At 64.6% G+C, this 25,496-nt stretch carries 24 protein-coding genes; 13 read left to right on the plus strand and 11 right to left on the minus strand.

Annotated features, from left to right (window positions below; all coding sequences use genetic code 11):
- The first annotated feature begins 46 nt into the window (after positions 1-46).
- The 4 genes from AC1DYW_RS21555 to AC1DYW_RS21570 all read left to right on the plus strand — a co-directional run bounded on the left by AC1DYW_RS21555 (position 47) and on the right by AC1DYW_RS21570 (position 5,681).
- On the plus strand, positions 47-1,516 hold the full coding sequence (locus AC1DYW_RS21555) for a sugar ABC transporter ATP-binding protein (protein WP_477227578.1): 1,470 nt from the start codon (positions 47-49) through the stop codon (positions 1,514-1,516).
- A 1-nt stretch (position 1,517) separates the two neighbouring features.
- Entirely contained in the window at positions 1,518-2,498 is a 981-nt protein-coding gene (locus AC1DYW_RS21560) for an ABC transporter permease (RefSeq protein ID WP_167392052.1), read from the plus strand.
- A 2-nt stretch (positions 2,499-2,500) separates the two neighbouring features.
- Positions 2,501-3,448 carry an ABC transporter permease gene (locus AC1DYW_RS21565; protein ID WP_457150205.1) on the plus strand — a complete coding sequence of 316 codons (948 nt, stop codon included), beginning with the start codon at positions 2,501-2,503 and terminating at the stop codon, positions 3,446-3,448.
- 166 nt (positions 3,449-3,614) lie between these two features.
- Positions 3,615-5,681, plus strand: coding sequence for a 3-hydroxyacyl-CoA dehydrogenase NAD-binding domain-containing protein (locus tag AC1DYW_RS21570; RefSeq protein ID WP_477227579.1), 2,067 nt, complete (start codon positions 3,615-3,617; stop codon positions 5,679-5,681).
- A gap of 4 nt (positions 5,682-5,685) precedes the next feature.
- Here the strand turns inward: AC1DYW_RS21570 and AC1DYW_RS21575 are convergent, their stop codons facing one another.
- Positions 5,686-6,492, minus strand: coding sequence for a helix-turn-helix transcriptional regulator (locus AC1DYW_RS21575; protein WP_477227580.1), 807 nt, complete (start codon positions 6,490-6,492; stop codon positions 5,686-5,688).
- 114 nt (positions 6,493-6,606) lie between these two features.
- On the opposite strand from AC1DYW_RS21575, the gene AC1DYW_RS21580 reads away from it, so the two are divergent.
- From AC1DYW_RS21580 to AC1DYW_RS21600, 5 genes are all read left to right on the plus strand, one after another.
- Positions 6,607-7,743 carry an ABC transporter ATP-binding protein gene (locus tag AC1DYW_RS21580; RefSeq protein ID WP_477227581.1) on the plus strand — a complete coding sequence of 379 codons (1,137 nt, stop codon included), beginning with the start codon at positions 6,607-6,609 and terminating at the stop codon, positions 7,741-7,743.
- Entirely contained in the window at positions 7,724-8,887 is a 1,164-nt protein-coding gene (locus tag AC1DYW_RS21585; RefSeq protein WP_477227582.1) for an ABC transporter substrate-binding protein, read from the plus strand. The genes AC1DYW_RS21580 and AC1DYW_RS21585 overlap by 20 nt, the downstream gene beginning before the upstream one ends.
- Before the next feature lie 64 nt (positions 8,888-8,951).
- The gene (locus AC1DYW_RS21590) at positions 8,952-9,815 is read left to right on the plus strand and encodes an ABC transporter permease (protein WP_477227583.1); all 864 of its coding nucleotides are present in this window, start codon (positions 8,952-8,954) and stop codon (positions 9,813-9,815) included.
- Positions 9,815-10,627 carry an ABC transporter permease gene (locus AC1DYW_RS21595; RefSeq protein ID WP_457150211.1) on the plus strand — a complete coding sequence of 271 codons (813 nt, stop codon included), beginning with the start codon at positions 9,815-9,817 and terminating at the stop codon, positions 10,625-10,627. Before AC1DYW_RS21590 ends, AC1DYW_RS21595 begins: the two co-directional genes overlap by 1 nt.
- Positions 10,628-10,637: 10 nt before the next feature.
- Positions 10,638-11,399: an SDR family NAD(P)-dependent oxidoreductase gene (locus AC1DYW_RS21600; protein ID WP_477227584.1), complete on the plus strand. Its 762-nt coding sequence runs from the start codon at positions 10,638-10,640 to the stop codon at positions 11,397-11,399.
- A gap of 63 nt (positions 11,400-11,462) precedes the next feature.
- Here AC1DYW_RS21600 and AC1DYW_RS21605 read toward each other — a convergent pair whose 3' ends face one another.
- The 9 genes from AC1DYW_RS21605 to AC1DYW_RS21645 form a co-directional block, all read right to left on the minus strand.
- Positions 11,463-12,971 (minus strand): aldehyde dehydrogenase family protein, encoded by a 1,509-nt coding sequence (locus AC1DYW_RS21605; RefSeq protein WP_477227585.1) that lies wholly within the window; start codon positions 12,969-12,971, stop codon positions 11,463-11,465.
- 21 nt (positions 12,972-12,992) lie between these two features.
- Positions 12,993-13,337, minus strand: a complete 345-nt coding sequence (locus AC1DYW_RS21610) for a cupin domain-containing protein (RefSeq protein ID WP_477227586.1) — start codon at positions 13,335-13,337, stop codon at positions 12,993-12,995.
- 28 nt (positions 13,338-13,365) lie between these two features.
- Entirely contained in the window at positions 13,366-13,707 is a 342-nt protein-coding gene (locus tag AC1DYW_RS21615; protein WP_477227587.1) for a cupin domain-containing protein, read from the minus strand.
- Between the two features lie 18 nt (positions 13,708-13,725).
- Positions 13,726-14,076 carry a cupin domain-containing protein gene (locus tag AC1DYW_RS21620; protein WP_477227588.1) on the minus strand — a complete coding sequence of 117 codons (351 nt, stop codon included), beginning with the start codon at positions 14,074-14,076 and terminating at the stop codon, positions 13,726-13,728.
- Positions 14,073-15,347 carry a glycosyltransferase gene (locus tag AC1DYW_RS21625; protein ID WP_477227589.1) on the minus strand — a complete coding sequence of 425 codons (1,275 nt, stop codon included), beginning with the start codon at positions 15,345-15,347 and terminating at the stop codon, positions 14,073-14,075. The genes AC1DYW_RS21620 and AC1DYW_RS21625 overlap by 4 nt, the downstream gene beginning before the upstream one ends.
- Before the next feature lie 12 nt (positions 15,348-15,359).
- A complete protein-coding gene (locus tag AC1DYW_RS21630; protein WP_477227590.1) occupies positions 15,360-16,433 on the minus strand; it encodes an ABC transporter ATP-binding protein in 1,074 nt (357 codons plus the stop codon).
- A complete protein-coding gene (locus tag AC1DYW_RS21635; protein WP_477227591.1) occupies positions 16,430-17,224 on the minus strand; it encodes an ABC transporter permease in 795 nt (264 codons plus the stop codon). Before AC1DYW_RS21635 ends, AC1DYW_RS21630 begins: the two co-directional genes overlap by 4 nt.
- The gene (locus AC1DYW_RS21640; RefSeq protein ID WP_457152152.1) at positions 17,217-18,059 is read right to left on the minus strand and encodes an ABC transporter permease; all 843 of its coding nucleotides are present in this window, start codon (positions 18,057-18,059) and stop codon (positions 17,217-17,219) included. Before AC1DYW_RS21640 ends, AC1DYW_RS21635 begins: the two co-directional genes overlap by 8 nt.
- 100 nt (positions 18,060-18,159) lie before the next feature.
- Positions 18,160-19,227: a polyamine ABC transporter substrate-binding protein gene (locus tag AC1DYW_RS21645; protein WP_457152144.1), complete on the minus strand. Its 1,068-nt coding sequence runs from the start codon at positions 19,225-19,227 to the stop codon at positions 18,160-18,162.
- Positions 19,228-19,457: 230 nt separating this feature from the next.
- Between AC1DYW_RS21645 and AC1DYW_RS21650 the strand changes: the two genes are divergently transcribed.
- Genes AC1DYW_RS21650 through AC1DYW_RS21665 form a run of 4 tightly spaced genes read left to right on the plus strand, consistent with a single transcriptional unit; the run spans position 19,458 to position 24,364 of the window.
- Positions 19,458-20,396 (plus strand): GntR family transcriptional regulator, encoded by a 939-nt coding sequence (locus AC1DYW_RS21650; RefSeq protein ID WP_457152145.1) that lies wholly within the window; start codon positions 19,458-19,460, stop codon positions 20,394-20,396.
- A gap of 10 nt (positions 20,397-20,406) precedes the next feature.
- The gene (locus AC1DYW_RS21655) at positions 20,407-21,690 is read left to right on the plus strand and encodes a nucleotide disphospho-sugar-binding domain-containing protein (RefSeq protein WP_457152146.1); all 1,284 of its coding nucleotides are present in this window, start codon (positions 20,407-20,409) and stop codon (positions 21,688-21,690) included.
- Positions 21,691-21,695: 5 nt separating this feature from the next.
- Entirely contained in the window at positions 21,696-23,075 is a 1,380-nt protein-coding gene (locus AC1DYW_RS21660; RefSeq protein WP_477227830.1) for a glutamine synthetase family protein, read from the plus strand.
- Positions 23,075-24,364 carry an NAD(P)/FAD-dependent oxidoreductase gene (locus tag AC1DYW_RS21665; RefSeq protein WP_477227592.1) on the plus strand — a complete coding sequence of 430 codons (1,290 nt, stop codon included), beginning with the start codon at positions 23,075-23,077 and terminating at the stop codon, positions 24,362-24,364. Before AC1DYW_RS21660 ends, AC1DYW_RS21665 begins: the two co-directional genes overlap by 1 nt.
- 252 nt (positions 24,365-24,616) lie before the next feature.
- On the opposite strand, the gene AC1DYW_RS21670 is transcribed toward AC1DYW_RS21665, so the two are convergent.
- Positions 24,617-25,387 carry an IclR family transcriptional regulator domain-containing protein gene (locus tag AC1DYW_RS21670; protein WP_457152148.1) on the minus strand — a complete coding sequence of 257 codons (771 nt, stop codon included), beginning with the start codon at positions 25,385-25,387 and terminating at the stop codon, positions 24,617-24,619.
- Positions 25,388-25,496 lie beyond the last annotated feature (109 nt).

The following is a 25,496-nucleotide window of genomic DNA, read 5'->3' on the forward strand; positions in this document are numbered from 1 at the left end:
TCGCAGAAGCGTTGCCGTCCGTATCGTCGAGCGGATATCGTTGAGCATGGTTGCAGGGAACGCTGATATCATCAGACTGAACGGCGCCGAAAAACATTTCGGCGCCGTTCGCGCGCTGGGCGGCGTGGATTTCCACGTTGGTCCCGGCGAATGTGTCGGGCTGGTCGGCCACAATGGCGCCGGCAAGTCGACGCTGATGCACATGGTTGCGGGCACACTGGTGCCCGACAGCGGCCAGATCGGCGTGCATGGCGGCATCGAGGATAGTTACTCGGTGTCGCGGGCGCAGCAACTGGGCATACGCTGCGTGTTCCAGGAACTGTCATTGTGTCCCAATCTCAGCGTCGCCGAAAACACGCGCATCAACCATGCGTCGCTGCGCGGCTTCGGCTGGCGGCGCAAGGCGGCCGAACTGATCGCCACAAAGCTCGACGAGATTTTTCCCGGTCACAGCATCTCGGCGTCTGACATCGTCGGCGACCTGTCGATCGGCCGGCGCCAGATGGTCGAGGTGGCGCGCGCCTTCACGGTCACGCAGGATAGGCTCGACCTCGTCATCCTGGACGAGCCGACATCGTCGCTCGACGCGCACACGGCAGGACAGTTGTTGGCCTTCGTGCGCCGCTTCGTCGCCGGCGGCAAAAGCTGCATCCTGATCTCGCATGTGCTGGGCGAGGTGTTGCGGAACGCCGACCGCATCGTGGTGATGCGCGACGGCAAGGTGGTTGTCGCCGACGCCGCTGGTGCCTTCGACCGCGACCGGCTGGTGACGGCGATGGGCGGGGCGGAAGCGCGCCAGAAGATCGCGGCGCAAGTCGCCGACGCCAAACCAGGGGCCAGCGCGCTGCGGGTGCGGGCGCGACCCGCCGTGCAGAAGGACGGCACCGACCTTGTCGCCCGTGCCGGCGAGATCATCGGCCTGGCCGGTCTGGCGGGCCATGGCCAGACCGACCTGTTGCTGGCGATCTTCGCTGCTGCATCGCGTGCCCGAGCCGGTATCGAGGTCACCGCGCCGGTGGCGCTGGTGGCCGGCGACCGCCAGTCGGACGGCATCTTCCCGCAATGGTCGATTGCGCAGAATATCGGCATCCGCTCGCTGGCGCGTTTGCGCAACGGGCTGCTGATCTCGCCGCAGCGCGAGGCCGAGCTCGCTGCAGTCTGGCAAAAGAAGATCGGCATCCGCACGCCCGACATGAACAACAACATCTTCTCGCTGTCGGGCGGTAACCAGCAGAAGGCGCTGTTTGCCCGGGCGCTTGGCTCGGACGCGCAGATCGTGCTGATGGACGACCCGATGCGCGGCGTCGATATAGGCACCAAACTGGAGGTCTATGACCTCGTACAGGAAGAGGCCCGCCGCGGCCGCACCTTCCTTTGGTACACCACGGAAACCGAAGAGCTCGACAATTGCGACCACATCTATGTCTTCAAGAACGGCCGCATCGTCGCCAATCTGCGTCGCGACGAACTGACCGAAGAGAAGATTATCCAGTCCTCGTTCGGCGATGCGGCCTGAGATGACGGCCGCCAGCCTCGACACCACTGCCAGGAGTTCCGCCGAGCGTGGCGCGCTGGCCCGTGCCCGCCTGTTGCGCGGGTTGTTGCCGGCGCTGTCGCTGGCGCTGGTGCTGCTCGCCATCGCTTGGCTCAATCCGCGGGCCATCAGCTATTTCGGCTTCAGCCTGATGCTGAACCTGGCGATCCCGATCGCCCTGGCGACGATCGCGCAGATGTTCGTCATCGCCGGCAATGAACTCGACCTGTCGATCGGCACTTTCGTCGGTTTCGTCGGCTGCGTTACCGCGACGTGGCTGAAGGACGCGCCGCTGATCGGTGTCGCCATCCTGCTCGGGTCGATCGGCGTCTATGCTTTGCTCGGCGCGCTGATCCATCTGCGCAACCTGCCTTCGATCGTGGTGACGCTTGGCATGAGCTTCGTCTGGCAAGGGCTGGCCATCCTCGTCCTGCCCAAACCCGGCGGCAAGGCGCCGGACTGGCTGCTGGCGTTCATGGCATTCAAGCCGCCTTTCGTGCCGTTCCCGATCATCGCGGCGCTGCTGATCGGCCTCATCGTCCATTTCGGGCTGATGCGTACTTCCTATGGCGTGATCTTGCGCGGTTCCGGCGGCAATCCGGCCGCCCTCGGCCGCGCCGGCTGGTCGCTGCTCAAGACCAAGATCGTGCTGTTTGCGCTGGCTGGACTGTTCGGCGTGCTGTCCGGCATGGCGCTGATTGGCATCACCACCTCGGCCGATGCCAATATCGGCAATGGCTACACGCTGCTGGCGATTGCCGGCGTCATCCTCGGCGGCGGCGAATTCGTCGGCGGCCGGGTGTCGCCGATCGGCGCGGTGATCGGCGCGCTTACGCTGGCGCTGGCCGCCTCGCCGCTGCTCACCTTCATGCACATTCCGCCCGACTGGCAGGTGGCCGCCAATGGCGCCATCCTGATCATCGTCCTGGCGGCCCGCGTCCTGATCAGCCGCAGGGAGAGGTAGCCATGGCCGCGTTGAGACCACTGCTCGCCAAACCCTGGATCTGGTCGTTCCTCGGTGCCTTGCTGGTGTGGCTGGCGACGATCGCCTTCACCGGCGGCTATGGCGCCGGCGGCATGGTCACCGCAGCACTGTCGCTGGCGGTGTTCACCGTCATTGTCGGTGTCGGCCAGATGTTCGTCATCACGCTTGGGCCCGGTAATGTCGATCTGTCGCTGCCGGCCAATATCGGCCTTGCCAGCGCCGTCGCCATGAAGGTGATGGACGGCAACGATGCCATGATCGTGGTCGGGCTTTTGGCGGCGCTCGCCACAGGTGCCGCGATCGGTGCCGCCAACTATTTGCTGATCTGGGCGCTGCGCATTCCGCCGATCATCGCCACGCTGTCGGCCAGCTTCATTATCCAGTCGATCGACATCAGCTATGGGCGCGGGCTGCAGATCAAGCCGCCGCCCGGCTTCGCCGATTTCGCCAACTGGCAGGTGCTGGGCATTCCGGTGCTGGCGATCCTCACCGTGCTGTTCACCATCGGTGCGGCCATCGCGCTGCAGCGCATGATCTATGGCCGTTCGGTGTTGGCGATCGGCCAGAACATCCGCGCGGCGTGGCTTGCCGGCGTCAATGTCGGCCGCATACGCTTCCTCACCTACACGCTGTCGGGGGCGCTCGGCGGCATCGACGGGGCGCTGCTCGCCGGCTATTTCCGTGGCGCCAATGTCGATATCGGCAACGAATATCTGCTGGCCTCGATCGCCGTGGTCGTCATTGGCGGCACCTCGGTGGCCGGCGGCAAGGCCAATGTGCCGGGCGTCTGGGGCGCGGCGCTGTTCCTGGTGCTGCTTTTGACCATGCTCAACACGTTCGGCGTCAGTGCCGGCGTGCGGTTGCTGCTGACCGGGCTTATCATCGTCGGTGTCATCACGGCCGCGGGTGGGCAGAAGGCGCTGCGGTAGTCGCGATGGCGCGCAGTGTGGCGGCGGCGGAGGCCGCCGGCAGCGCAGCGGCACGTCAAGGCCGGTAATCATTGTGCCAGGCCGGCACCCGGTTCCCATCGGCGTCGTGGCGCTGTAAATCCCGTGCGCGCGGCTGCAAGCCGCTCACCAATGCTGGGAGGTTTGCGTGTCCGATTTCCTGAAGGTCAGCCGCGACGGTGATGTCGCCATCGTCACCATCGACAATCCGCCGGTCAATGCGCTGAGTTTTCATGTTCGCGAACCGCTGATGCAGGCTCTCGTTGGGTTGCGGGATGATCCGTCGGTCGCCGCCATCGTCATCGTCTGTGCCGGCCGAACCTTCGTTGCCGGCGCCGACATCACCGAATTCGGCAAGCCGGTGCAGCAGCCCGAACTGCGCGCCATCGTGGCGACGCTGGAAACCATCGCCAAGCCGACGATCGCGGCCATCCACGGCACCGCGCTGGGCGGTGGCCTGGAGCTGGCGCTCGGCTGCCATTTCCGCGTCGCCGACACCGGCGCCAAACTCGGCCTGCCGGAAGTCAAGCTCGGTCTCTTGCCGGGTGGCGGCGGCACGGTGCGCCTGCCGCGCTTGGTCGGCGCGGTGAAGGCGCTCAGGATGATCGTTTCCGGCTCGCCGATCGGTGCAGAAGAGGCGCATGCCGCCGGTCTGGTCGACGCCGTCTTCAAAGGCGATCTGACCACGCATGCCGTGAACTTCGCCAGGGAAATAGCCCGCAAGGGTGGTCCCTTCACGCCGGTGCGCGATCGAAATGATGGGCCTAGGGAAACCGACCTGGCGGCTTTCGACGCCGAGGCGGCGGACCTTGCCAAAAAAGCGCGCGGCCTCGAAGCGCCGATCGCCTGCGCGCAGGCGGTGCGCAATGCCGTCACACTGCCGTTCGACGAGGCGCTGGCGGCAGAGCGCGCGCGGTTCGTCGAGCTCGTCGCCAGCGACCAGTCGCGCGCGCAGCGCCATCTGTTCTTCGCCGAACGTGAGGCGGCAAAGGTTCCCGGCAAGGATATCATCAAGCGCAGGATCGCGCGTATCGGCATCATCGGCGCCGGCACCATGGGCGGCGGCATCGCCATGGCTTTCGCCAATGGCGGCTATTCCGTCACCTTGCTGGAGACCAGCCAGGAGGCGCTGCAACGCGGACTGGGCACGATCGACAAGAACTATGCCGTCTCCGTCACGCGGGGATCATTGACCGAAGATGCCAAGCGGCAGCGGCTCGCCCAGTTCACGGGCTCCACCAACTATGCCGATCTCGCCGAATGCGACTTGATCGTCGAGGCGGTGTTTGAGGACATGGCGGTCAAGAAGGAGGTCTTCGGCAAGCTCGACGCGGTGGCCAAGCCCGGCGCCATCCTCGCCACCAACACCTCCTATCTCGACATCAACGAAATCGCTGCCTCGACCTCACGCCCGCAGGATGTGCTCGGACTGCATTTCTTTTCGCCGGCAAATGTCATGAAGCTCTTGGAGATCGTGCGCGCCGAGAAGACCGCTCCCGATGCGCTGGCTACCGTCGTCGACCTGGCGCGGCGGATCGGCAAGGTGGCTGTCGTCGTCGGCGTCTGCCACGGTTTTGTCGGCAACCGTATGCTGGCGGCGCGTGGCGCCGAATCCGAGGCGCTTCTGCTGGAGGGCGCAACGCCGCGCCAGATCGACCAGGCGTTCACCGATTTCGGCTGGCCGATGGGGCCGTTCCAGATGGGCGATCTCGCCGGCCTCGACATTGGCTGGCGCAACCGCAAGGCGCGCGGCCAGACGGCTGTGATCGCCGACACGCTGTGCGAGCAAGGACGGTTCGGCCAGAAGACCGGCCGTGGCTTCTATCTCTACGAGGCCGGCGCGCGCACGCCGGTCACCGACCCCCAAGTCGAGGCGCTGATCCGCGACAAGGCGGCCGAGAAGGGTATCGTGCCGCGCGCGATCGGCGCGGAAGAAATCATCGAACGCACGCTCTATCCCCTGGTCAACGAGGGCGCCAAGATCCTGGAGGAAGGCGTCGCCGCCCGCGCCTCCGACATCGATGTCGTCTGGGCCAATGGCTACGGCTTTCCCGTCGGCAAGGGTGGGCCTATGTTCTGGGCCGGCCTCGAAGGGCCGGCCAAGCTCATCGAGCGGCTCGACCATTGGCATCAGCGGACGGGCAAGGACGTATTCAAGGTCGCTCCATTGCTCAGGCGGATGGCCGAAACCGGCTCCTGGGAAACCGGGGGCTAAGGAACTACCGGACCCGTGCGTCGATGATCTCGACGAAGCGCGCGAACAGGCCGGCCTGCGACTTGATCTTGAGCTTGCGGTAGATGTTGCGGCGATGGACCTTCACGGTTCCAGGCACGATGCGCATCGCCCTGGCGATCGATTCGGTTGAATGCCCCTGCAGCACCAGGTCGACGACATGCTTTTCGCGCGGCGTCAGCGACAGGCTCTGCCAGATATGGGCGCGATCGAACTCGTTGACCGGAGCGATCGTCTCGTCCTGCTTTGTCTCGGGCGGTTCGTCGGCCGGGAGGGCAGGCCAGCGCAATCTGGCGAAGCTGATCACCGCCGGAGCCATGTCGCGCAGAAGCCTGGCATCGGCGGTGCCGAACGGACCCGACGCACGCAGCCGCATCAGCGACAACACCAGCGCGTCCTTTCCCGGCAAAGGCACGAAGAAGCCGACCTCCTCGGCCAACCTGGTCTGGCTGTAGTAGGAGCGAAAATATTCGCTGGCGTAGAAGCGGTCCGGCGCGAGTTCGCGCATGCGCCAGAACCCTTCCTTGCGCTCCACCGCCGCATGGTGGAACGGGTCGAGCAGATACGGCCCTTCCTGGTAGAGCGCGACGAAGACATGGCTTTCGGCCGGCGAAAAGGTCTCGAACAGCAGCGGCGGGCGTGCGGCACCGCGATAGCCGAAGATCACGCAGTGGTCGAAGCTGACATGCTGGCGCAGCCAATCGACCATCGCCTTGCCGAAGAGGTCGCCGCTCGTCTCCCGCGTCGCGGTGACAAGCGTTGCAAGCTGGCCGTATTCGTCGCTGCGGGACAATCCATACCCCCTTAAACGAGAAAATAGATCAGATATACCACCTGCGAGGTATATACTAGCCGCCATTGGCTCTGGTAGCGTCCTGAAATTGCCCTGTTGCTGGAGCCCGCAGCCTTGACCGCAGTGCCCGACATCGAGTTTCGCGGCGTCACCAAACGCTATGGCGCGGTGACCGCGGTCAGCGGCATCGATCTTGCCGTCCCGCCTTCCGCATTTGTCGCCCTGCTCGGACCGTCCGGCTGCGGCAAGACGACCTGCCTGCGCATGATAGGCGGCTTCGAGCAGCCGAGCGAAGGCCAGGTGTTCATTCGCGGCCAGGACATGGCCGGCACGCCGCCCTACCGGCGGCCTGTCAACATGGTGTTCCAGCAATACGCGCTGTTTCCGCATCTCGATGTCGAGGACAACGTCGCCTACGGGTTGCGCCAGGCACGGCCGCGGCTGTCGTCGCGCGAGATCGCCTCAAGGGCAGGCGAGGCGCTGGCCATGGTGCGGCTCGCCGGCTATGGCCGCCGCAAGATCCACGAACTGTCCGGCGGCCAGCAGCAGCGTGTCGCCCTGGCGCGCGCACTGGTCAACAAGCCGGCGGTGCTGCTGCTCGACGAGCCGCTGGCCGCGCTCGACAAGAAGCTGCGCACCGACATGCAGATCGAGCTGCAGAACCTGCAGCGCGAGATCGGCATCACCTTCGTGTTGGTCACCCACGACCAGGAGGAGGCGCTGTCGATGAGCGATTTCGTCTGCGTCATGAACGGCGGCCGCATCGTCCAGCTCGGACAGCCGAGTGAGATCTATGACGAGCCGGCCGATCTGTTCGTCGCCGATTTCGTCGGCAAGACCAATTTGCTGAGCGGCAAGGTCGCCGGACATTCGGGCGAACTGGTGGAAATCGCGCTTGCCGACGGCACCGTCATTGCGGCGCGCAAGCGGACGGCCTTGCGGCAGGGCGAGACCGTCTCGGTCAGCCTGCGTCCTGAATCGCTCAGTCTCGGCGCTCCGGAAAGCGGCCGGTTCAAGGGCATCGTCCGCAACCGGATTTTCCTTGGCTCGACCGCCGAATACGCGATCGAGGTCCAGGGCATCGGAACGCTGCTCGCCAAGGCCGATCACCTGATCGGCCACGGCAATCTCTTCAAGCCGGGTGAACCCGTCGCCATCGGCTTTGCCGCCGGAACGCCCTTGGCGTTTCCGGACCCCAAGAACAACGGGACCAACCAGAGGGTAACCAAACATGTCGAAATCATATCGTGATGGACTGCCGATAAGCCCTGAAAACTTCGTCGACCAGCTGATGCGCCTCAAGCGCGGCTCGATCGGCCGCCGCGACTTCCTCGGCCTCACCGGCCTCGGCATTGCGACGGCGGTGATGGCGCGCGAGATCGGCATCATGCCGACGCCGGCCTTTGCCGCTGAAAGCCTCGGCGATCGCATGTCGATCGCCACTTGGCCGAACTATCATGACCCGGCGACATTCGAGAATTTCAAGAAGGACACCGGCGTTGCCGTCGAGGTCAACGTGTTCGGCTCCAACGAGGAGATGCTGGCCAAGCTGCAGGCCGGCGCGTCCGGCTGGAGCCTGTTCGTGCCGACCAACTACACGATCTCGACCTACAAGAAGCTCGGCATCATCGAGGCGCTCGATATGGCGAAACTGCCGAATTTCGACGGCTCGCAGGAAGATCCGCGCTTCACCTCGGAAGGCACGATCGACGGGACGACCTACGCCGTGCCGAAGAACTGGGGCACCACCGGCTTTGCCGTCAACACCAAGAAGCTGGCCAAGCCGATGACCAGCTGGAAGGAGTTCTGGGACACAGCCATGGCGGAGGGCGACGGCCGCACCATGGTGCACGACTACCAGCTGACCACGATCGGCAATGCGCTGAAATACTACGGCTATTCGTTCAACTCGCTGAAACAGGACGAACTCGCAAAGGCGGAGGAATTGCTGCTGAAGGTGAAGCCGCATCTGTTTGCGGTCTCATCCGACTACCAGCCTGGAATGCGCGCGGGTGATGCCTGGATGACCATGTGCTGGACCAATGACGGCGCGCAGCTGCATCGCGACATTCCCGAGATCGCCTATGTGCTGGGCAAGGAGGGCGGCGAGATCTGGACCGATTTCTATGCCATCCCAAAGGACGCACCGAACAAGCCCGCCGGCTACGCGCTGCTCAACTACCTGATGAACCCGCAGGTCGCGGTCAAGGAGCACCTGGCCAACGGTGCGCCGTCGACCGATGCGCGGGTCAACAAGCTGCTGCCCAAGGAGGTGCTCGACAATCCGATCCTCTATCCGGCTGCGGACCTGTTGACGCCGCTCGAGTTCGGCGCAGCGGCTACACTGACCGATCCCGGCCGGGCCGAACTGATGGCCCGCTTCAAGTCGGCCTGAGCGACCGGCCTGATGCAGACAATTGACCGGCGGGCATATGTCCGCCGGCACCGGGGCGGTTTCAATGCACGGCAATAAATTTCGTCATAATCTGCTGACCGCCTTGCTGCTCGGCCCGGCGGCGGCGTGGCTTGTGGTCTTCCTGGTGCTGCCGTTCATCGCCATCGCCGTGTTCAGCGTCGGCGAGCGGGCGCCGGAAGGCGGCTACCAGGCGGCCTTTACGCTGGCGCAATATGCCAATCTTCCGGCGCGGGCGACCGCCTTCTGGAACACCATGATGCTGGCGCCGATGGGCGCGCTCGCCTGTCTTCTCGTCGCCTATCCGGTGGCCTACTATCTCGCCCTGCAGGCGCCGCAGCGCTGGCGGCTGATCCTGCTCGCGCTCGTCGTCATCCCGTTCTGGACCAGCCTTCTGATGCGGACCTATGCCTGGATGTATGTGCTGGGCGGGCGCGGCATTCCGGCTCTGCTCGCTTATGTCGGCTTCGAGGATATCAGGCTGATCAACACGCCGGGCGCCGTGCTGCTCGGCATCGTCTATGGCTATCTGCCGCTGATGATCCTGCCGATCTATGTCAGCCTCGAGCGGCTCGACCGCCGGCTGCTGGAAGCCTCCGCCGATCTCGGTGCGACGCCACTCTCCACATTCCTTGGCGTGACGCTGAAACTGTCGCTGCCGGGGGTGATGACCGGCTTCTCGCTGGTGATGATCCTGCTGCTCGGCGAGTATCTGATCCCGACGCTGCTTGGCGGCGGCAAGGTGTTCTTCATCGGCAATGCGCTGGTCGACCTGTTCCTGCAGTCGCGCAACTGGCCGTTCGGATCGGCTATCGCGATCACACTGGTGCTGGTCTCGGTGGTGGTGCTGATTGCCGCCAACCGCATCTCGACCCGGGTTTCGGGCGCCCGCCGGGTGGATCTGATCTGATGCGCGCCTTCGTCATTGCCGTCTTCGCCTTCCTCTACCTGCCGATTGCGCTTGTGGTGCTGTTCTCCTTCAACGCCGGTCACCATGCGAGCGAGTTCACCGGCTTTTCCGTGCAATGGTACGGCAAGGCGCTGGCCAACCCGTTCCTGGTCGAAGCGTTGAAGAACAGCCTGTTCATCGCCACCACCAGCGCCTCGCTGGCGGCGCTGTGCGGCACTGCGGCCGCGCTTGGCCTGGCGCGCGTCAGTGTACGGACCCGCGCTGTCTTCGATGCGCTTCTGGGTGCCGCGATCGTCGTTCCCGGGGTCGTCATCGGCATCTCGACGCTGGTCGCACTCGTCCAGCTGTTCGCGGTCGTCAACCCGTTCCTCGCCTCGATATGGCCCGACGACCAGCCGCCGCGCCTGTCGCTCGGCTATGGCTCGATCATCGCGGCGCACGGCCTGTTTTCGATGGCGCTGGTGACGATGATCGTCGGCACGCGTCTCGGCAGCCTTGACCGCAACCTGGTCGAGGCCTCGAGCGATCTCTACGCTACACCGTTGACGACGTTCCGCAGCATCGTCCTTCCCCAGATCATGCCGGCGGTGGTTGCCGGTTTCCTGCTCGCCTTCACCTTTTCCTTCGACGATTTCATCGTCGCCTTCTTCGTCGCCGGTGCGCAAACGACGCTGCCGATCTATGTCTTCGCGTCGATCCGGCGCGGCGTGACGCCGGAAATCAATGCCATCGCGACGATCGTGCTCGTCGCCTCCGTGCTGCTTGTGGTGCTTGCCCAATGGCAGCTGCGCCAACGCAAACCATCCAACTGAAAGTCGCGCCATGATCCTCAAAGACCGCATCGCCGTGGTGACGGGTGCCGGCTCCGGCATCGGGCGCGCCGGCGCCATGATCATGGCTAGGGAAGGCGCGCTGGTCGTCATCGCCGACAGGGACCGGGCCAGCGGCGAGGCGACGGCTTGCGACATCCGCGCGGCGGGTGGTCGGGCCGAGGCGCTCGCCACCGATGTCGCGGATGACGCGGCGGTCGAGCAGCTCATTGCCGGTACGCTCGACAGGCATGGGCGTATCGACATCCTGCACAATCATGCCGGCATCCAGGTCGGCGGTACGCTGACCGAAGTGGAGGTCGGTGGCATGGATGCCTCGTGGCGGGTCAATGTCCGGGCGCAATTCCTCGCGGCCAGGCTGGTCATGCCGTCGATGATCGCACAGGGCGGCGGTGTCATCCTCAACACCGCCTCGAATTCGGGCGTGTTCTACGACCGCGAGATGATCGCCTACGCCACGTCGAAACATGCGGTGGTGGCGATGACCAGGCAGATGTCGCTCGACTATGCCAGCCACAATGTCCGCGTCAACGCGCTCTGCCCAGGCTGGGTCGACACGCCGTTCAACGAGCCGTTCACCGCCCAGATGGGCGGTCGCGAGGCGATCGAGCGCTATGTCCGCACCAAGATCCCGATGGGGCGCTGGGCCAGCGCAGAAGAGATCGCCGAGGCGATCCTGTTCCTCGTTTCCGACCGTTCATCCTTCATGACCGGCCAGGCGCTTGTGATCGACGGTGGCGAAAGCATCGGCTGATGTGGCCTATTTGTTGGTGCAATTCCGAACGGAAGACCGCTACACGCTTTTCCTGGAATTGCTTCAGACATGCTTGCGGCCGCCGGTCTCGCGGAACCAGCTGTCGGGGTAGGGATACCACCAGTCCTGGATCGCCGGTTTGTGGTCGATGATCACCATCTTCGAGCGGCGGAAGGCGTCGAGGCCCTGGCGGCCAAGTTCGCGGCCGAGGCCCGAGGCCTTCCAGCCGCCGAAGGGCAAGGCGTCATTGTCGATCAGCGGGTTGTTGACCCAGACCATGCCGGCCTCGAGCCGTTCGGCGGCCTCATGCGCCTCGGCCAGATCGGTGGTGAACACCGAGGCGCCAAGCCCGAACGGGCTGTCATTGGCAAGCCGGATCGCTTCGTCGAAATCCCTGACCCGGCAGATCGCGGCGACCGGGCCAAAGCACTCCTCACGCACGATGGCCATGTCAGGGGTGACGCCGGTCAGGATCGTCGGCTCGTAGAACCAGCCGGTGTTGTGCGCTGGCGGGATGCGCCCGCCGGTAACAGCCCTGGCGCCATGCACGATCGCATCGTCGACCAACCGCATCACTTTCGCCCGCGCGCCTTCGCTGACCAGCGGGCCGATCTCGGTCTTGTCCATGCCGTTGCCGATGCGCAGCGCGCGTGTCCTTTCGGCGAACAGGTCGACAAAGCGGTCATGCACCGCGTCGACGACGAAGAAGCGCTCGGCCGAGGTGCAGACCTGGCCGGTGAGATGGAAGGCGGCGGTGACGCTGCCGGCCGCGGCGACATCGAGCGGGGCGTGTTGGCTGATGATCAGCGGATCGCTGCCGCCGGCTTCGATGACGCACGGCTTCATGCGTTCGGCACAGGCCACCGCCACTGCCTTGCCGGCGGCGACTGAGCCGGTGAAGGCGACGGCATGGGTGCGCTCGGAAGCGATCAACGCTTGCGCGGCTACTGCGCCGCCGGGCAGGCAGGAGACCAGCCCCTCCGGCAGCGAGCGGAACACGGTCATGTAATCGAGCGTCGACAGCGTCGTCGCCTCGGCCGGCTTGATGACGCAGGCGTTGCCGGCGGCGAGCGATGCCGCGACTGTCCAGCACATCAGCAGGATCGGAAAATTGTAAGGCATGATGTGGACGGAGACGCCATAGGGCTCGTAGCGCGCATACTGGAACGACCCGGCCTGCGTCGTGCCGGCGATCTTGCCGGCATCGTCGCGTGCCATCTCGGCATAATAGCGGAAGATCGGCCCGCAGTTGGCGATCTCGCCGATGGCTTCCGGATAGGGCTTGCCCATCTCGCGCACCATCAGCTCGGCGCAATGCGTGAAGTCGGCCACTTCGATGGCATTGGCGACGGCATGGAGGTGCCTGGCGCGGCTCTTGGCGTCGAGCCTTTTCCAGGCGGCCTGCGCCTTGGTCGCGGCGGTGAGCGCGGCGTCGATCTCGCCATCGCTGGCCGACGCGATGGCCCCAACTGTCTCCAGCGTTGCCGGATCGATCACCGGTTTGTTCGCGGCGGTCATCGGCCGGTAGTTCGGATTGACGAAGAAGGCCGGCCGGTCAGGGGCGAATTGCATGGACATCCCTCTCAGATCCGCTCAGCGGATCATGTAAACCTTCTTGATGGTCTCATGGACGGTGCAGACGCCTTTCCAGTCCTGCGGAAAGAACGCCGCCGTGTCCGGCTCGATCTCGATGATCTCGCCGGATTCATGGACATAGGTGCAGCGGCCCTCGAGGAAGTGGCAGAACTCGTCGCGGGTGACGTGGCAGTGCCATTTGCCGGGCGTGCAGACCCACAGGCCACATTCGGAACGGCCTTCAGGCCCTTTGTACAGCAGCTTGCCCGAAGTGTGGGATTCGCCCTCGATCATGGTCGGGATGACGCCCCAGTGGACGAGGTCGGTAATAGTGAGCGGGGACTTCATGATCGGTGTTGTCATATCGATTTTCCCTAGGTGGCATTGGTGCTCACCGGCACATGAAGGCCTTGGTCAGCGTTTCGGTGATGATGGAGATGCCGGTCCAGCCGGCGGGGAAGAACACAAGCGTGCCTGCCTCGACCGGAACCTCTTCGCCGTTCTCATGGACATAGCTGCCGCGTCCCGACAGGAAATGGCAGAACTCGTCGGCAGGAAAGGTGACCTTCCGCGTGCCTGATGTGCATGACCACAGGCCGCATTCGCTCGATCCGTCCGGGTTCTGCGACAGGATCTTGCCCGCGGCGCGCGGCGCGCCGGCGAGCGTGTTGGTGCCCGCGCCCCAATCATCCAGGTCCACTGTCGAGGCGTTTTGCCAGTGCGGTGTCGGCATATCGTGAAGCTCCGAGGATCAGGCCAGCATGTAGACGTTGCGCATGGTCTCATGCACGGTGCAGTCGCCCGCCCAGCCGGCCGGGAACATGACCACGGTTCCAGCACTGACTTCTATCACTTCGCCGACATTCGACCTGTAGGTCGCGCGGCCGGCGACGAAATGGCACAATTCATCGCGCGGGATCGCCAGCCGCCATTGGCCGGGCGTGCAGACCCAGATGCCGGATTCCGGCTGGTTGTTCGGCCCCTTGTGCACCAGCCTGCCGGTGGAATGGGACGCGCCGTCCAGTGCATCCGGCTGGGCGCCCCAGTCGACGAGATCGGTGCGGGTCGAAGCCTGATGGAGGTGTGGTGCGGAGGAGGTCACAGCAACGCCTCCAGCAACCCAGCCGCCTTTTCCGGGCCGTTCTGCGCGTGCATCTGCGCCGAGGTCTTCGCCAGTCTGGCCTTCATCGCCGGATCTGTCAGACAGGCTTCGATCTTGGCGACCAGCTCGGCATCGTTCCAGTCGTAGCGCGGCATGCCGAAGCCGTGGCCGGTCTCCTCGACGCGGGTGGCGTTGTCGTGGCCGTCCCAGACATAGGGCATGATGATGGCCGGCTTGCCGAAATAGAGGCACTCGGTGAACGAGTTGTTGCCCCCATGGTGGATCACCGCATCGACCTGCGGGATGACCGAGGGCTGCGGAAACCAGCCGTCGACGATGACGTTGCCGGGGACGTCCGTGTACTGGTCCTTGTAGCCGCCGACATTGACCAGCGCCCGGTAGCGTGTCTTGCCCAATGTCGCGATGATGCGCTTCAACAGGTCGACATCGCCGGCGCCGAGGCTGCCGAAGGAAACATAGAGCAGCGGTCCGTCATTGTTTTTCGCGAAGGTCGGCACCGTGTAGGGCTTCTCCTGCCGCACGCAGCCCTCGAGATACTGGAATTTTGCCGGGTCGAGCGGATGGCGGCGCTTGAACTTTGCCGCCTCGGGATACAGCAGCAGGTTCAGGTAGGGCGAGGCTTCGAAGAACTGGCCGATCGGATAGGGCGCCTCATCGTTGGCGGTGAGGAAGGCGTTGAAGTCGTCATGGATCGGCCTGATCACCGCGTTGAAATGGTCGCGGTAGCGCTGGTGGCCGGTATGGTCGTTCTCACCGCAGCCGGACAGATGCGGCGGGATGTCCTCGTCCTCGATCTCGTTTTCCGAGCAGGAGATGACGCGCACCCACGGCTTGCCGAACTGCTTGATTGCCGGGAACAGGATGACGTTGTCGACGCAGATGACGTCCGGCTTGATGTCAGCCAGAACGCGCGGCAGATCCTTCTGCGCCCATTTGGCGCTGTCGACGATCGCCGTCCAGCAATCCTTGACGTAATTGTCGACCTGATCATAGGGCGATTTGCGGAAATTCGGGATGTGGCCGTTGATGAAGTCCTCCCAGAACTTGGCCATCTGCTCCGGCGGCATCGGTTCGGACAGGTTCACCGGATGGGCTTCGAAGCCGTAGCCCTTGTAGACGTCGACGAAGCCGGGATCGGAGAGGAACACGGCCTTGTGTCCACGCGCTTCGACGGCCTGGGCGATGCCGACGGAATTGAGCGCCGGGCCATAGGCCGCTTCTGGAAAAAACGCGATCGTCTTCTGCGCCATCAAGCTTCTCCTTCACTCTGCGAAAATTCTGACATCGGCGGCATCCCAGCCGAGTTCGACCTGGTCGCCCGACGAGACCGGCCGGCGGTCCGCGGCATCGGCGGTAACGCGCACCAGGAACGGTTTCGGCGACAGGGGGGTGCGGACATGCAGTTGCAGGTCGAGCCCCTGATAGGCCAATGCCTCGACCGCGCCGGTGGTGCGGTTGGCGGTTTCCACCGACGGGAAAAGCCGGATGCGCTCTGGCCGCACCGAAGCGACAGCGGACGCACCGGGTGCAAGCGTGGCGGGTACCTTGCCGGCGATCCGCGTGCCATTGCCGGCCATCACGCCATGGGCGGCGGCTTTGCCCGGCACGAAATTCATCACGCCGATGAAGTCGGCAACAAAACGGTCGGCCGGATGCTCATAGACCGCATGCGGGGTGTCGCATTGCAGCAACCGGCCGTCCTTGAGCACGGCCATGCGGTCGGCCATGACAAGCGATTCTTCCTGATCGTGGGTGACGATGACGAAGGTAATGCCGACCTCGTGCTGCAGGCGCTTCAATTCCAATTGCATGGCGCCGCGCAGTTTCTTGTCGAGGGCGCCGAGCGGCTCGTCTAGCAGCAGCAGCCGGGGTCGCTTGACCAGAGCCCGGGCGAGCGCGACACGCTGCTTCTGGCCGCCCGACAATTGCTCCGGCTTGCGGTCGGCGAAGGGGACGAGTTCGGTCGTCGCCAGGATGGCATCGACTCGGGAACGGATTTCGCTAGCCGGCAAACGCTCCATTTCCAGGCCGTAGGACACATTGGCCCTGACGTTCATATGCGGAAACAGCGCGTAGGACTGGAACATCAGATTGACCGGCCGCTTGTTGGGCGGGGTCCTGGCGATGTCGCGGCCGTCCAGCAGGATGCGGCCGTCATTCGGCGTCTCGAAGCCGGCCAGCATGCGCAGCAGCGTAGTCTTGCCGCAGCCCGAAGGCCCGAGCAGGGCAAAGAACTCGTTCTCGCGGATATCGAGGGAGATGCCGTCGACAGCGGTCACGCGGCCGAAATTCTTCGACACATGATCGATGGCCAGCAGCGTGCGCGGTTCGCTCATTGGCCGATGACCCCTCGATTGAGCCGCTGCGACAAGGTCAGCGCGGTGATCGAGACCGCCATGACGATGGTCGCCAGCGCGTTGATCTCCGGCGTGATGCCGAATCGGATCATCGCGTAGATCTGCATCGGCAGCGTGGTCGAGGCGCGCCCGGCGCCGGCGGTGAAGAAGGCGATGATGAACTCGTCGACCGACAGCGTGAAGGCAAGCAGCGCGCCGGCGATGACCGCCGGCAAGATGACTGGCAATGTCACCCGCCGGAAGGTGGTGACTGCGGAGGCGCCAAGGTCGGTGGACGCCTCGACGATCGACCAGTCGAAACTTTTCAACCGGGCCCGGACCACCGAACAGACGAAGGCGAGGTTGAACACGACATGGGCAAGGATGATTGTGTGCAGACCCATGGTCAGGTTGAGCATGGAGAAGAACGACAGCAGCGCGATCGCCAGCACGATGTCGGGAATGATCATCGGCGCGAAGATCAGCGCTTCGAGACCCTTGCCATAATGCCGGCGTATCTCGACGCCGATCGCCAGCAGCGTGCCGAGCAGCGTGGCGATGGCGGTCGAAACCAGTGCCACGATCAGCGTGTTGAGCGCGGCGGAGAGGATGGCGGAATTGCCGGCCAGCGAGACATACCATTTCAGCGAAAAGCCCGACCATGCGGTCGGCAGGCCGCCCTCGTTGAAGGACAGCGCCACCAGCACGGCAATCGGGATGTAGAGGAAGGCGAAGACCAGGCTCAGTACGAGCCAGAGCGTGCGCCGCGTGGCGGGAGAGCGCTCAGCCATCGGCGCCTCCGCTCACTTGCGCGGCGCGGCCCGAGGCGCGATCGGCGGCCAGCGCCTGAGCCATCAGCACCAGCAGCATGATGGCGATCAGCATCATGGCGAGCGCCGCGCCGAAGGGCCAGTCATTGGCGGTCAGGAACTGGTCGTAGACGAGATTGCCGATCATCTGGAAGCGGCCACCGCCGAGCAGGGCCGGCGTAACGAAGTTGCCGATCGACAGCACGAAGACGAACACGGCGCCGGCGGCGATGCCGGGCACGGTCAGCGGCAGGATGACACGGCGAAAGGTGGTGATGGCCGAAGCGCCGAGGTCGCGCGAAGCCTCGGCGAGTTCTGGGTTGAGACGCGACAGCGGTGCGTAGCAGGCGAGGATGACGAAGGGCAGGTAGTTGTAGACCAGGCCGGCGATGACGGCACCTTCGGTGTAGAGCATCGATGGCGGCTCGCCGGTGTAGCCGAACCAGCGCAACAGCTGGGTGATCAGGCCCTCGCGGTTGAGCAACACGATCCACGCATAGGTGCGGATCAGATAGTTCGACCAGAATGGCAGCACGGCGAAGAACAGCAGCACCGGCTGCAGCCGGCGCGGTGCGGCTGATATGGCATAAGCGGCGGCATAGCCGATCACCACCGCGATCAGCGTCGCCGTGCCGGCGATGCGCGCCGATTTGAGGAAGATACCGGCATAGAGCGGGTCGAAAACCAGCCCGAAATTCTCCAGCGTGAAGGTGTATTCGATGCCGCCATAGATGCCGCGGCGGAAGAAGGCGAGCGCCAGCACCAGCGCGCACGGCACCACCATCAGCGCGGTCAGCCAGACCAGCGCCGGGGCCATCAGCAAGGAGGAGCGAAGTCGGGTCTGGGACAATTCTTCGGGTACCGCTCAAGGCCGGCAGCAGAAGCGCCGCCGGCCGTGATGTCTGGTTTGACGCCGCTTACTGCGCGGCCTTGATCTCGCTGACTATCTTCGAATAGTCGCGCTGGGCGTCGCCGACGTCACGCAGCTGCTCGAACTTGACGAGATCGGCCACCGGCATCGCCATGTTGGGGAATTTGGCCAGGAAATCGGCGGGCAGGCTTTCCATAGCCGGCTTGTTCGGCACCTTGTAGTCGATGTTCTGCGCCGCCCAGGCATGGTTCTTGGCGTCGAGCATGAAGTTGATGAACTGGAAGGCCGCGTCCTTGTTGGCGGAAGCCTTCATCACCACCATCGTGTCGACCCACAGATCCGAGCCTTCCTTCGGGATGACGTATTTGATCTCGGGCTTCTCGGCGATGCCGTAGTTGCACCAGCCGTCCCATGCCTGCACCATCAGCGCCTCCCCGGAAACCAGCTTCGAATAGAAGGTGGTGTCGTCATAAGCGAGCAGCGTCTTCTTGGCCGAGATCAGCAGGTCCTTGACCTCGGCCATCTTGGCCGGATCGGTCTCGTTGACCGAAAAACCCTTGTCGAGCTGGCCAGCGGCCAGCAGCCAGCGGTCGGTCGCCAGCATGGTGGTCTTGCCCTTGAGGTCGTCGGAGGGGGCGAGAAGGTCGCTCCAGCTGGTCGGCGCCACCTTCACCAGGTCGGAGCGGTAGCAGAGGCCTGTCGTGCCCCAGGTGTAGGGGACTGAAAAGGCGTTGCCGACATCATGCGGCAGCTTGGTCGCTTCAGGGTAGAGGTTGGCGAGGTTGGGCACCTTGGCGTGGTCGATCGGCTCGGTCAGGCCGAGCTTATTCAGCACCTCGGCGAAGGGCGAGGAGACGAAGACCACGTCATAGCCCTTGCCGCCGGCGGCGATGAGCTTGCCCATGATCTCTTCATTGGTGGCATGAACAACCACTTCGCCGGCGACGCCGGTGGCGGTCTTGAAGGCAGCCATGGCGTCGGGCGCCATGTAGCCGTCCCAGTTGGAAATGACCAGGTCGGCCGCAGCCGCGGGTGCGGCCAGCGCCAAGGCCAGGCCAAGTGCGATTGACGGCATCTTCAGCGAACGGTGCCGCAAGAGAGTGGTGGCGGTCATGACAGGTTCCCCATTCTGGTTGATCGTCGAATTCATTCGCCGGCTGCGACCCATGCCGCCGCCTCGATCCTGTTCCCTCGGTCTTTTTTGTGCCGATTGTCCTGACAGTACTATTGCAGAAAAAAGTACGTCAATCCATAATTTGCCAAGCGACCGTGGAATCTGGCCGATTGCGTCCGTGGGGCCGATCGGTCAAAGCATATAGGTCATGTCCGTTCACGAGCATTGTCATGCAAGCCGCCGCCCGACGACCCCGCACCAACCACCTCGACCTGGCGCAGCGCATCCTGGATGTGGCCCGGCAGCGCGGCTTCGAACCCGGTGCGCGCCTGCCGGAACAGCAGATCGCCTCGCTGTGCAATGTGTCGCGTACGCCAGTGCGGGCTGCGCTTAGCCTGCTTGTGGAACAGGGCGTTGTGCGTTGGGAAGCGGATTCCGGCTATCACCTTGCCGTCGACCTCACGAGCCAGCCGGCCGTTGCCGCTGAATTGCCGCTTACCGAGGAGGACGAACTCGCCGAGGCGATCCTGCGCGACCGGTCGGCGCGGCGGCTGGACCAGACGGTGACCGTCGCCGGGTTGATGCGGCGGTATAATGCTGAACGCAAGACGGTACTAAAATCGCTTAACAGACTAACGGAAGAGAATCTGCTCGACCGTGCGCCCGGCCAGTCCTGGCTCTTCCGCCGCGCGCCTGACGACCCGGAGGCGCAAGGCGAAAGCTATGAGTACCGCTTGCTGCTGGAGCCCGCCGCCATCCTGACCCCCGGCTTCCGGCTCGACGGCGCACGGGCCGCGGCCTTGCGCCAAGGCATGGAAGCGCTGTCGGCGCTGCCGGATGCCGCATTCGACACACGCGAGTTCCAGCGGCTGGACATCGATTTTCACGGTATGCTGGCGGAGGGCTCCGCCAATCGGTTCGTGGCCGACGCGTTGGCCGATCACCTCAGGTTGCGCCGGTTGCCGGGCATCTATGCCGGCGTCAACGTCTTCCGGCTGCGGCAATCGCTGCGTGAGCACCTGAACATACTCGACCATCTTGAAAGCCGGCAGTATGAGGTGGCTGCCGATCTGCTTCGCATTCACCTGCGGCTCTCCCGCAACCAGCGACCGCAAGCGGCCAGTCGCGGGGCGCCCGCCCTGTTCGGCATGATCAGCCGGCCGGAATGACGAGGATTAATTGACGCGAAAAGCCAGCCCGACCATCGCGCTGTTTCCCGAAGCGAGTTTCGGCGCGGCGTTGAATTGCGTCGGCATCGCGCAGGCGCTGCGGGCGAAAGGTGCCCGGCCTGTCTTCATCTGTCATGCCGGGTTCTCCGGCGTCTTTGCCGACTATGGTTTTCAGGAATACCAGCTGCCGACCGACGAGCCGCTGAGCGACAGCGAGCGGCAGAGCTACTGGCAGGCCTTCGTGCGCAGGCATCTGCCGCATTTCAGGCTGAGCCCGATCGACCAGCTCGAAACCTATGTCGCGCCGACCTGGCAGGCGATCGTCGACACCGCGGTCAACGCCGAAGCACCGCTGCGCCAATTGCTGGCGCGGCTGAAGCCGGACGCGGTGGTGCTCGACAATGTCATCATGTTCCCGGCGATCGCTGCCGCCGGCTGCCCGTGGGTGCGGGTGGTCTCCTGCGCCGAGACCGAGCTTCCGGACGCTCGGGTGCCCCCCTATCTGTCGGGGCTTGGCGCCGACGACCCGCAACGCGCGGCGTTCGAGGCCCGCTATCTCAGAGCCTCGGCGCCGGCGCATGACCGCTTCAACCGCTTTCGGACGGATGCCGGCCTGGCGCCGCTGCCGAAGGGCCTGTTTCTCGAAGCCTCGCCAGACCTCAACCTTTTGCTGACGCCGACGATCGTGCGCCGCGATCGCGCCGAGCCGCTCGACCCGGACCGCTTCGTCTATCTCGAAGGCTGCGTGCGTTCGGAAGGGCCGTTCGCAGTGCCTGTGTTCCCGCGCAATGGCGGGCCGCTTGTCTATGTGAGCTTCGGCAGTCTCGGCGCCATGGATGTCGGCCTGATCGAGCGCATGCTGGCCGTGTTCGACAGGCTGCCGGCCCGCTTCATCGTCAATGCCGGCGGCCTGCGCGACGCCTATCGCGCTGTGCCGGACAATGTCTATCTCGACGCCTGGTTTCCGCAGCCGTCGGTGGTTGCGAAGTGCGACCTGTTCATCCATCACGGCGGCAATAACAGCTTTTGCGAAGCGCTACGCTTCGGCGTGCCGTCGCTGATCATGCCCTATTGCTGGGACGGGCACGACAATGCCCGACGCGCCGAGGAAACCGGCGTTGGCGACCATATCGGCCGTGATGCCTGGACCGAAGGAGTATTGGAGAAAGCCATTCTCGGCCTGCTGGCCGATGACGCAATGCGCGCCCGCCTCAGGGACAATGCAGCCCATATGGCGCTGAAACCCGGAACGGATGTGGCCGCGCAAGCCATACTCTCTGTGATACGGACATGAACGAAATGCCTGACATGAACACGAATACTTCCCTCTCCAGTGGCAACGATCCCAAGGCCTGGCTGACCCAGCACGGCATCAACGAGGTCGAGTGCCTGGTGCCTGACATGAACGGCGTCCTGCGCGGCAAGGCCTTGCCGGCAGCCAAGTTCCTCAAGGCGCTGGAGGACCGCGCGCTCTACCTGCCGAGCAGCGCCTTTCTGGTCAGCATCGACGGCCGCTACACCGGTTCGATCGACGAGGGTTTTGCCTACTCGGACCCGGACATGCGCATGGTGCCGGATGTTTCGACGCTCACCCTGGCGCCCGGCGCCGGTGCAGGCAAGGCCTATGTCTTCGCCGATGCCTTTCACATGGACGACCGGCCATGGATGGCCTCGCCACGCCATGTGCTGAGAGCCGTGCTCGACCTCTACCGTCAGCGCGGTTGGCGGGCGATGGTGGCGCCGGAGCTCGAATTCTACCTGACCGCGCCCAATCCCGATCCCGACCGGCCTCTGACGGCACCGGTCGGCGGCAATGGCCGCGCCGAGAGCGTGCAGCATCCCTACGATATGGCGGCACTGGAGGAGTTCGAGCCGGTGGTCCGCCGCATCTATGACCATGCGGCGGCATCCGGACTGCCGCTCGACACGCTGATCCATGAATCGGGTACGGCGCAGCTGGAGATCAACTTCCTGCATGGCGACGCGCTGCCGCTGGCCGACAAGGTGCTGCTGTTCAAGCGGTTGACGCGCCAGGCCGCCCAACAGAGCGGCATGCATGCCACCTTCATGGCCAAGCCGATCGCGGCACAGGCGGGGAGCTCGATGCATCTGCACATGTCGGTCATCGACGAGGCCGGCAACACGCTGTTTGCAGGCAGCGACGATGCCGACACCGAAATGTTCGGCCATTTCATCGGCGGCTTGCAGAAATATGTCCCGGAGATCATGCCGTTGTTTGCGCCCAACGTGAACTCGTTCCGCCGCATCCGGCCGAACCACAGCGCGCCGGCCAACATCGAATGGTCGCACGACAACCGCTCCTGCGGCCTGAGGGTGCCGGCCGGTGGCCGCGCCGCGCGGCGGGTGGAGAACCGCTTGCCGGGTGCGGATTCCAATCCCTATCTGGCGATCGCCGGTTCGCTTCTCGCGGGCTATCTCGGCGTCGAGCAGAAGCTGACGCGGTCGGCCGAGGCGTCGGGCAATGCCTACAAGATCAAAAGCACGCTGCCGAAAACCATGGAGGAGGCGCTGGATCGTTTCACCGCTTGCGACCCAGTGCGGGAGCTGCTCGGCGAGGACTTCTTCCAGACCTATCTGCGCGTCAAGAGTGTCGAGCTCGACCTGTTCCAGGGCGTGGTGACGAGCTGGGAACGCGACCACCTGCTGCTGAAGGTGTAATGATGGGCTTCAATTCCGGTTTGGATATCGGCAAATCCTACTATGTCGCGACGGCAAATCCGTCGCTGGACCATCCCGCCCTGCAGGGCGATGTCGACGCCGACCTAGTTGTCGTCGGCGGCGGCTGCACCGGCCTGTCGGCGGCCCTTCACGCTGCCGAGCGCGGCCTGAAGGTGGTACTGCTCGAAGGCGGCAAGATCGGCTGGGGTGCGTCGGGCCGCAATGGCGGCCAGATGATCCCCGGCCTGCGCAAGGGCGCCAAGGGACTGGTCAAGCTCTACGGGCCCGAGCGGGCAAAGGTCCTGTTCGACCTCGCCTTCGAGGCACGCGGGCTGGTGCTCGACATCATCGAGCGCCACGCCATCGATTGCGACCTCAGGCTGACCGGCCATCTCGTCGGGGCGGTCAACGGCTCCGACCTCAAAGACCTCGAGGAAGAGGCTGAGTGCCTTGCCACAGTGATGAAGTTCCCGCATGCCGAGATCCTGTCGGCGGCGGAAGCCCGCCGCAAGGTCGACACGCCCTACCACGGTGCGATGTACGAGCCGCTTGGCGGCCACATGCATCCGCTGAACTACACCCTTGGCCTTGCCCGCGCGGCGGTTACGGCCGGTGTTACCATTCATGAGAATTCGGTCGCCGTGCGGCTGGAGCGCGAGCCATCGATCCGCGTCTCGACGGCCAAGGGTTCGGTCCGTGCAAGACACGTCGTGCTGGCGGGCGATGCGCTGCTCAACGGATTGGAGCCGCGCGTCAACAGCCGCATCATGCCGGTCGGCAACTACATCGTCGCCACCGAGCCGCTGGAGGGCAAACGCAATGTCATCCCGGCCAATGTCGCGGTGTCCGACACCCGCTTCGTCGTCAACTACTACCGCATGTCGGCCGATGGGCGTCTGCTGTTCGGCGGCGGCGAGCGCTACACGCCGTCGCCGCCGGCCGACATTGCCGGCTTTGTGCGGCCGCACATGGAAAAGACCTTTCCGCAACTTCAGGGCTGCCGCATCGATCACGCCTGGGGCGGGCTGGTGTCGGTGACGACGTCGCGGTTGCCGCATGTCGGGCACTATGGCGAGGTCTATTTCGCGCATGGCTATTCCGGCAAAGGCGTCATCCTGTCGACACTGTCGGGCAAGCTTTTGGCCGAGGCGATCACCGGCGACGCTTCGCGGCTCGACCTGTTCTCGACGCTCACGCCCATGCCATTCCCGGGCGGCACGGCGTTGCGCGGACCGCTCTATGTGCTCGGCATGCTGTGGTATGCGATGCGCGACCGCATCAAGCATTGAGGGTGAGTACGCCGCAGCTACGCATCGAAGTTCGCGCTGCCCCTCACCTGCCTGCCGGCATCCTCTCCCCGTATAGTCACGGGGAGAGGGGCGCTTTCATTTATGGCTTCGCCAATCGCCAGCGTCGCAAAAAGGCGTCGGCGTTGCGGCCAGCTACTTTCTCCCCGTCTCTATACGGAGAGAAATGCCCGGCAGGGCAATGAGGGGCGGCGCCGACGATGAGGGCTTATTCCTAAGCTCGCAAAGATCTCTTTAGACGACGAAAAAATCCTCGATGCGCTGCTTGGCCTCGAGCAGCGCCGGTAGGATTTCCCGTTCCATCTCCGCGACGGTGAAACGCGCGGACTGGGTCGAGACGTTGATGGCCGCGACCGTGCGGTCCGCGCGGTCGCGGATCGGCACGGCGATCGAGCGCAGGCCGAGCTCCAGCTCTTCGTCGACGACGGCAAAGCCATCCGCCTTGGCCTTGCCGATGGCATATGCCAGCAGCCGCGTGTCGGTGATTGTCTTTGGCGTCCGTTTCTCGATCGTCGCCTGGCCGAGAAATGCGTCCAATTCCTGGGGCGTCAGGCCGGCAAGCAGGACGCGCCCCATCGAGGTGCAATAGGCGGGCAGCCTGGTACCGACCTCGAGCGAGACGCTGAGGATGCGGCGGCCGGGAATGCGGGCGACGTAGACGACATCCTGGCCCGACAGGATCGCCGCCGAGCAGGCCTCGTTCAACTCAGCCGCCACTGCCCGCATGGTCGGGGCGGCGAAGCTCCATAGCGAGGCGCCGCCGAGCCAGGTGCGGGCGATGGTCAGCAGGCGCGGCGACAGCGAAAAGACGCGGCCGGCCTGGGTGGCGTAGCCTGTGGCGACAAGCGTCAATAGAAAGCGGCGGGCGCCGGCGCGGGTCAGGCCCGCCTCCTCGCCCATTTCCGTCAGCGTCATGCCAGAGGGATGCCGGGCCAGGATCTCCATGACGGCAAGGCCTCGCTCGAGCGAGCCGACATGGTCGCGGGAAGCCGCCTCTTCGTCCATCCCGCCTCCGCCAACGGCCGTCGCTGCCCGGATTGACTCGACGCCGTCACTCAGCATAGATGTATCACATACAAAACATATGTTCGCAATACGAACTTTTTGAACCCGG

It is taken from the genome of Mesorhizobium sp. P2_D5 (assembly GCF_056404355.1).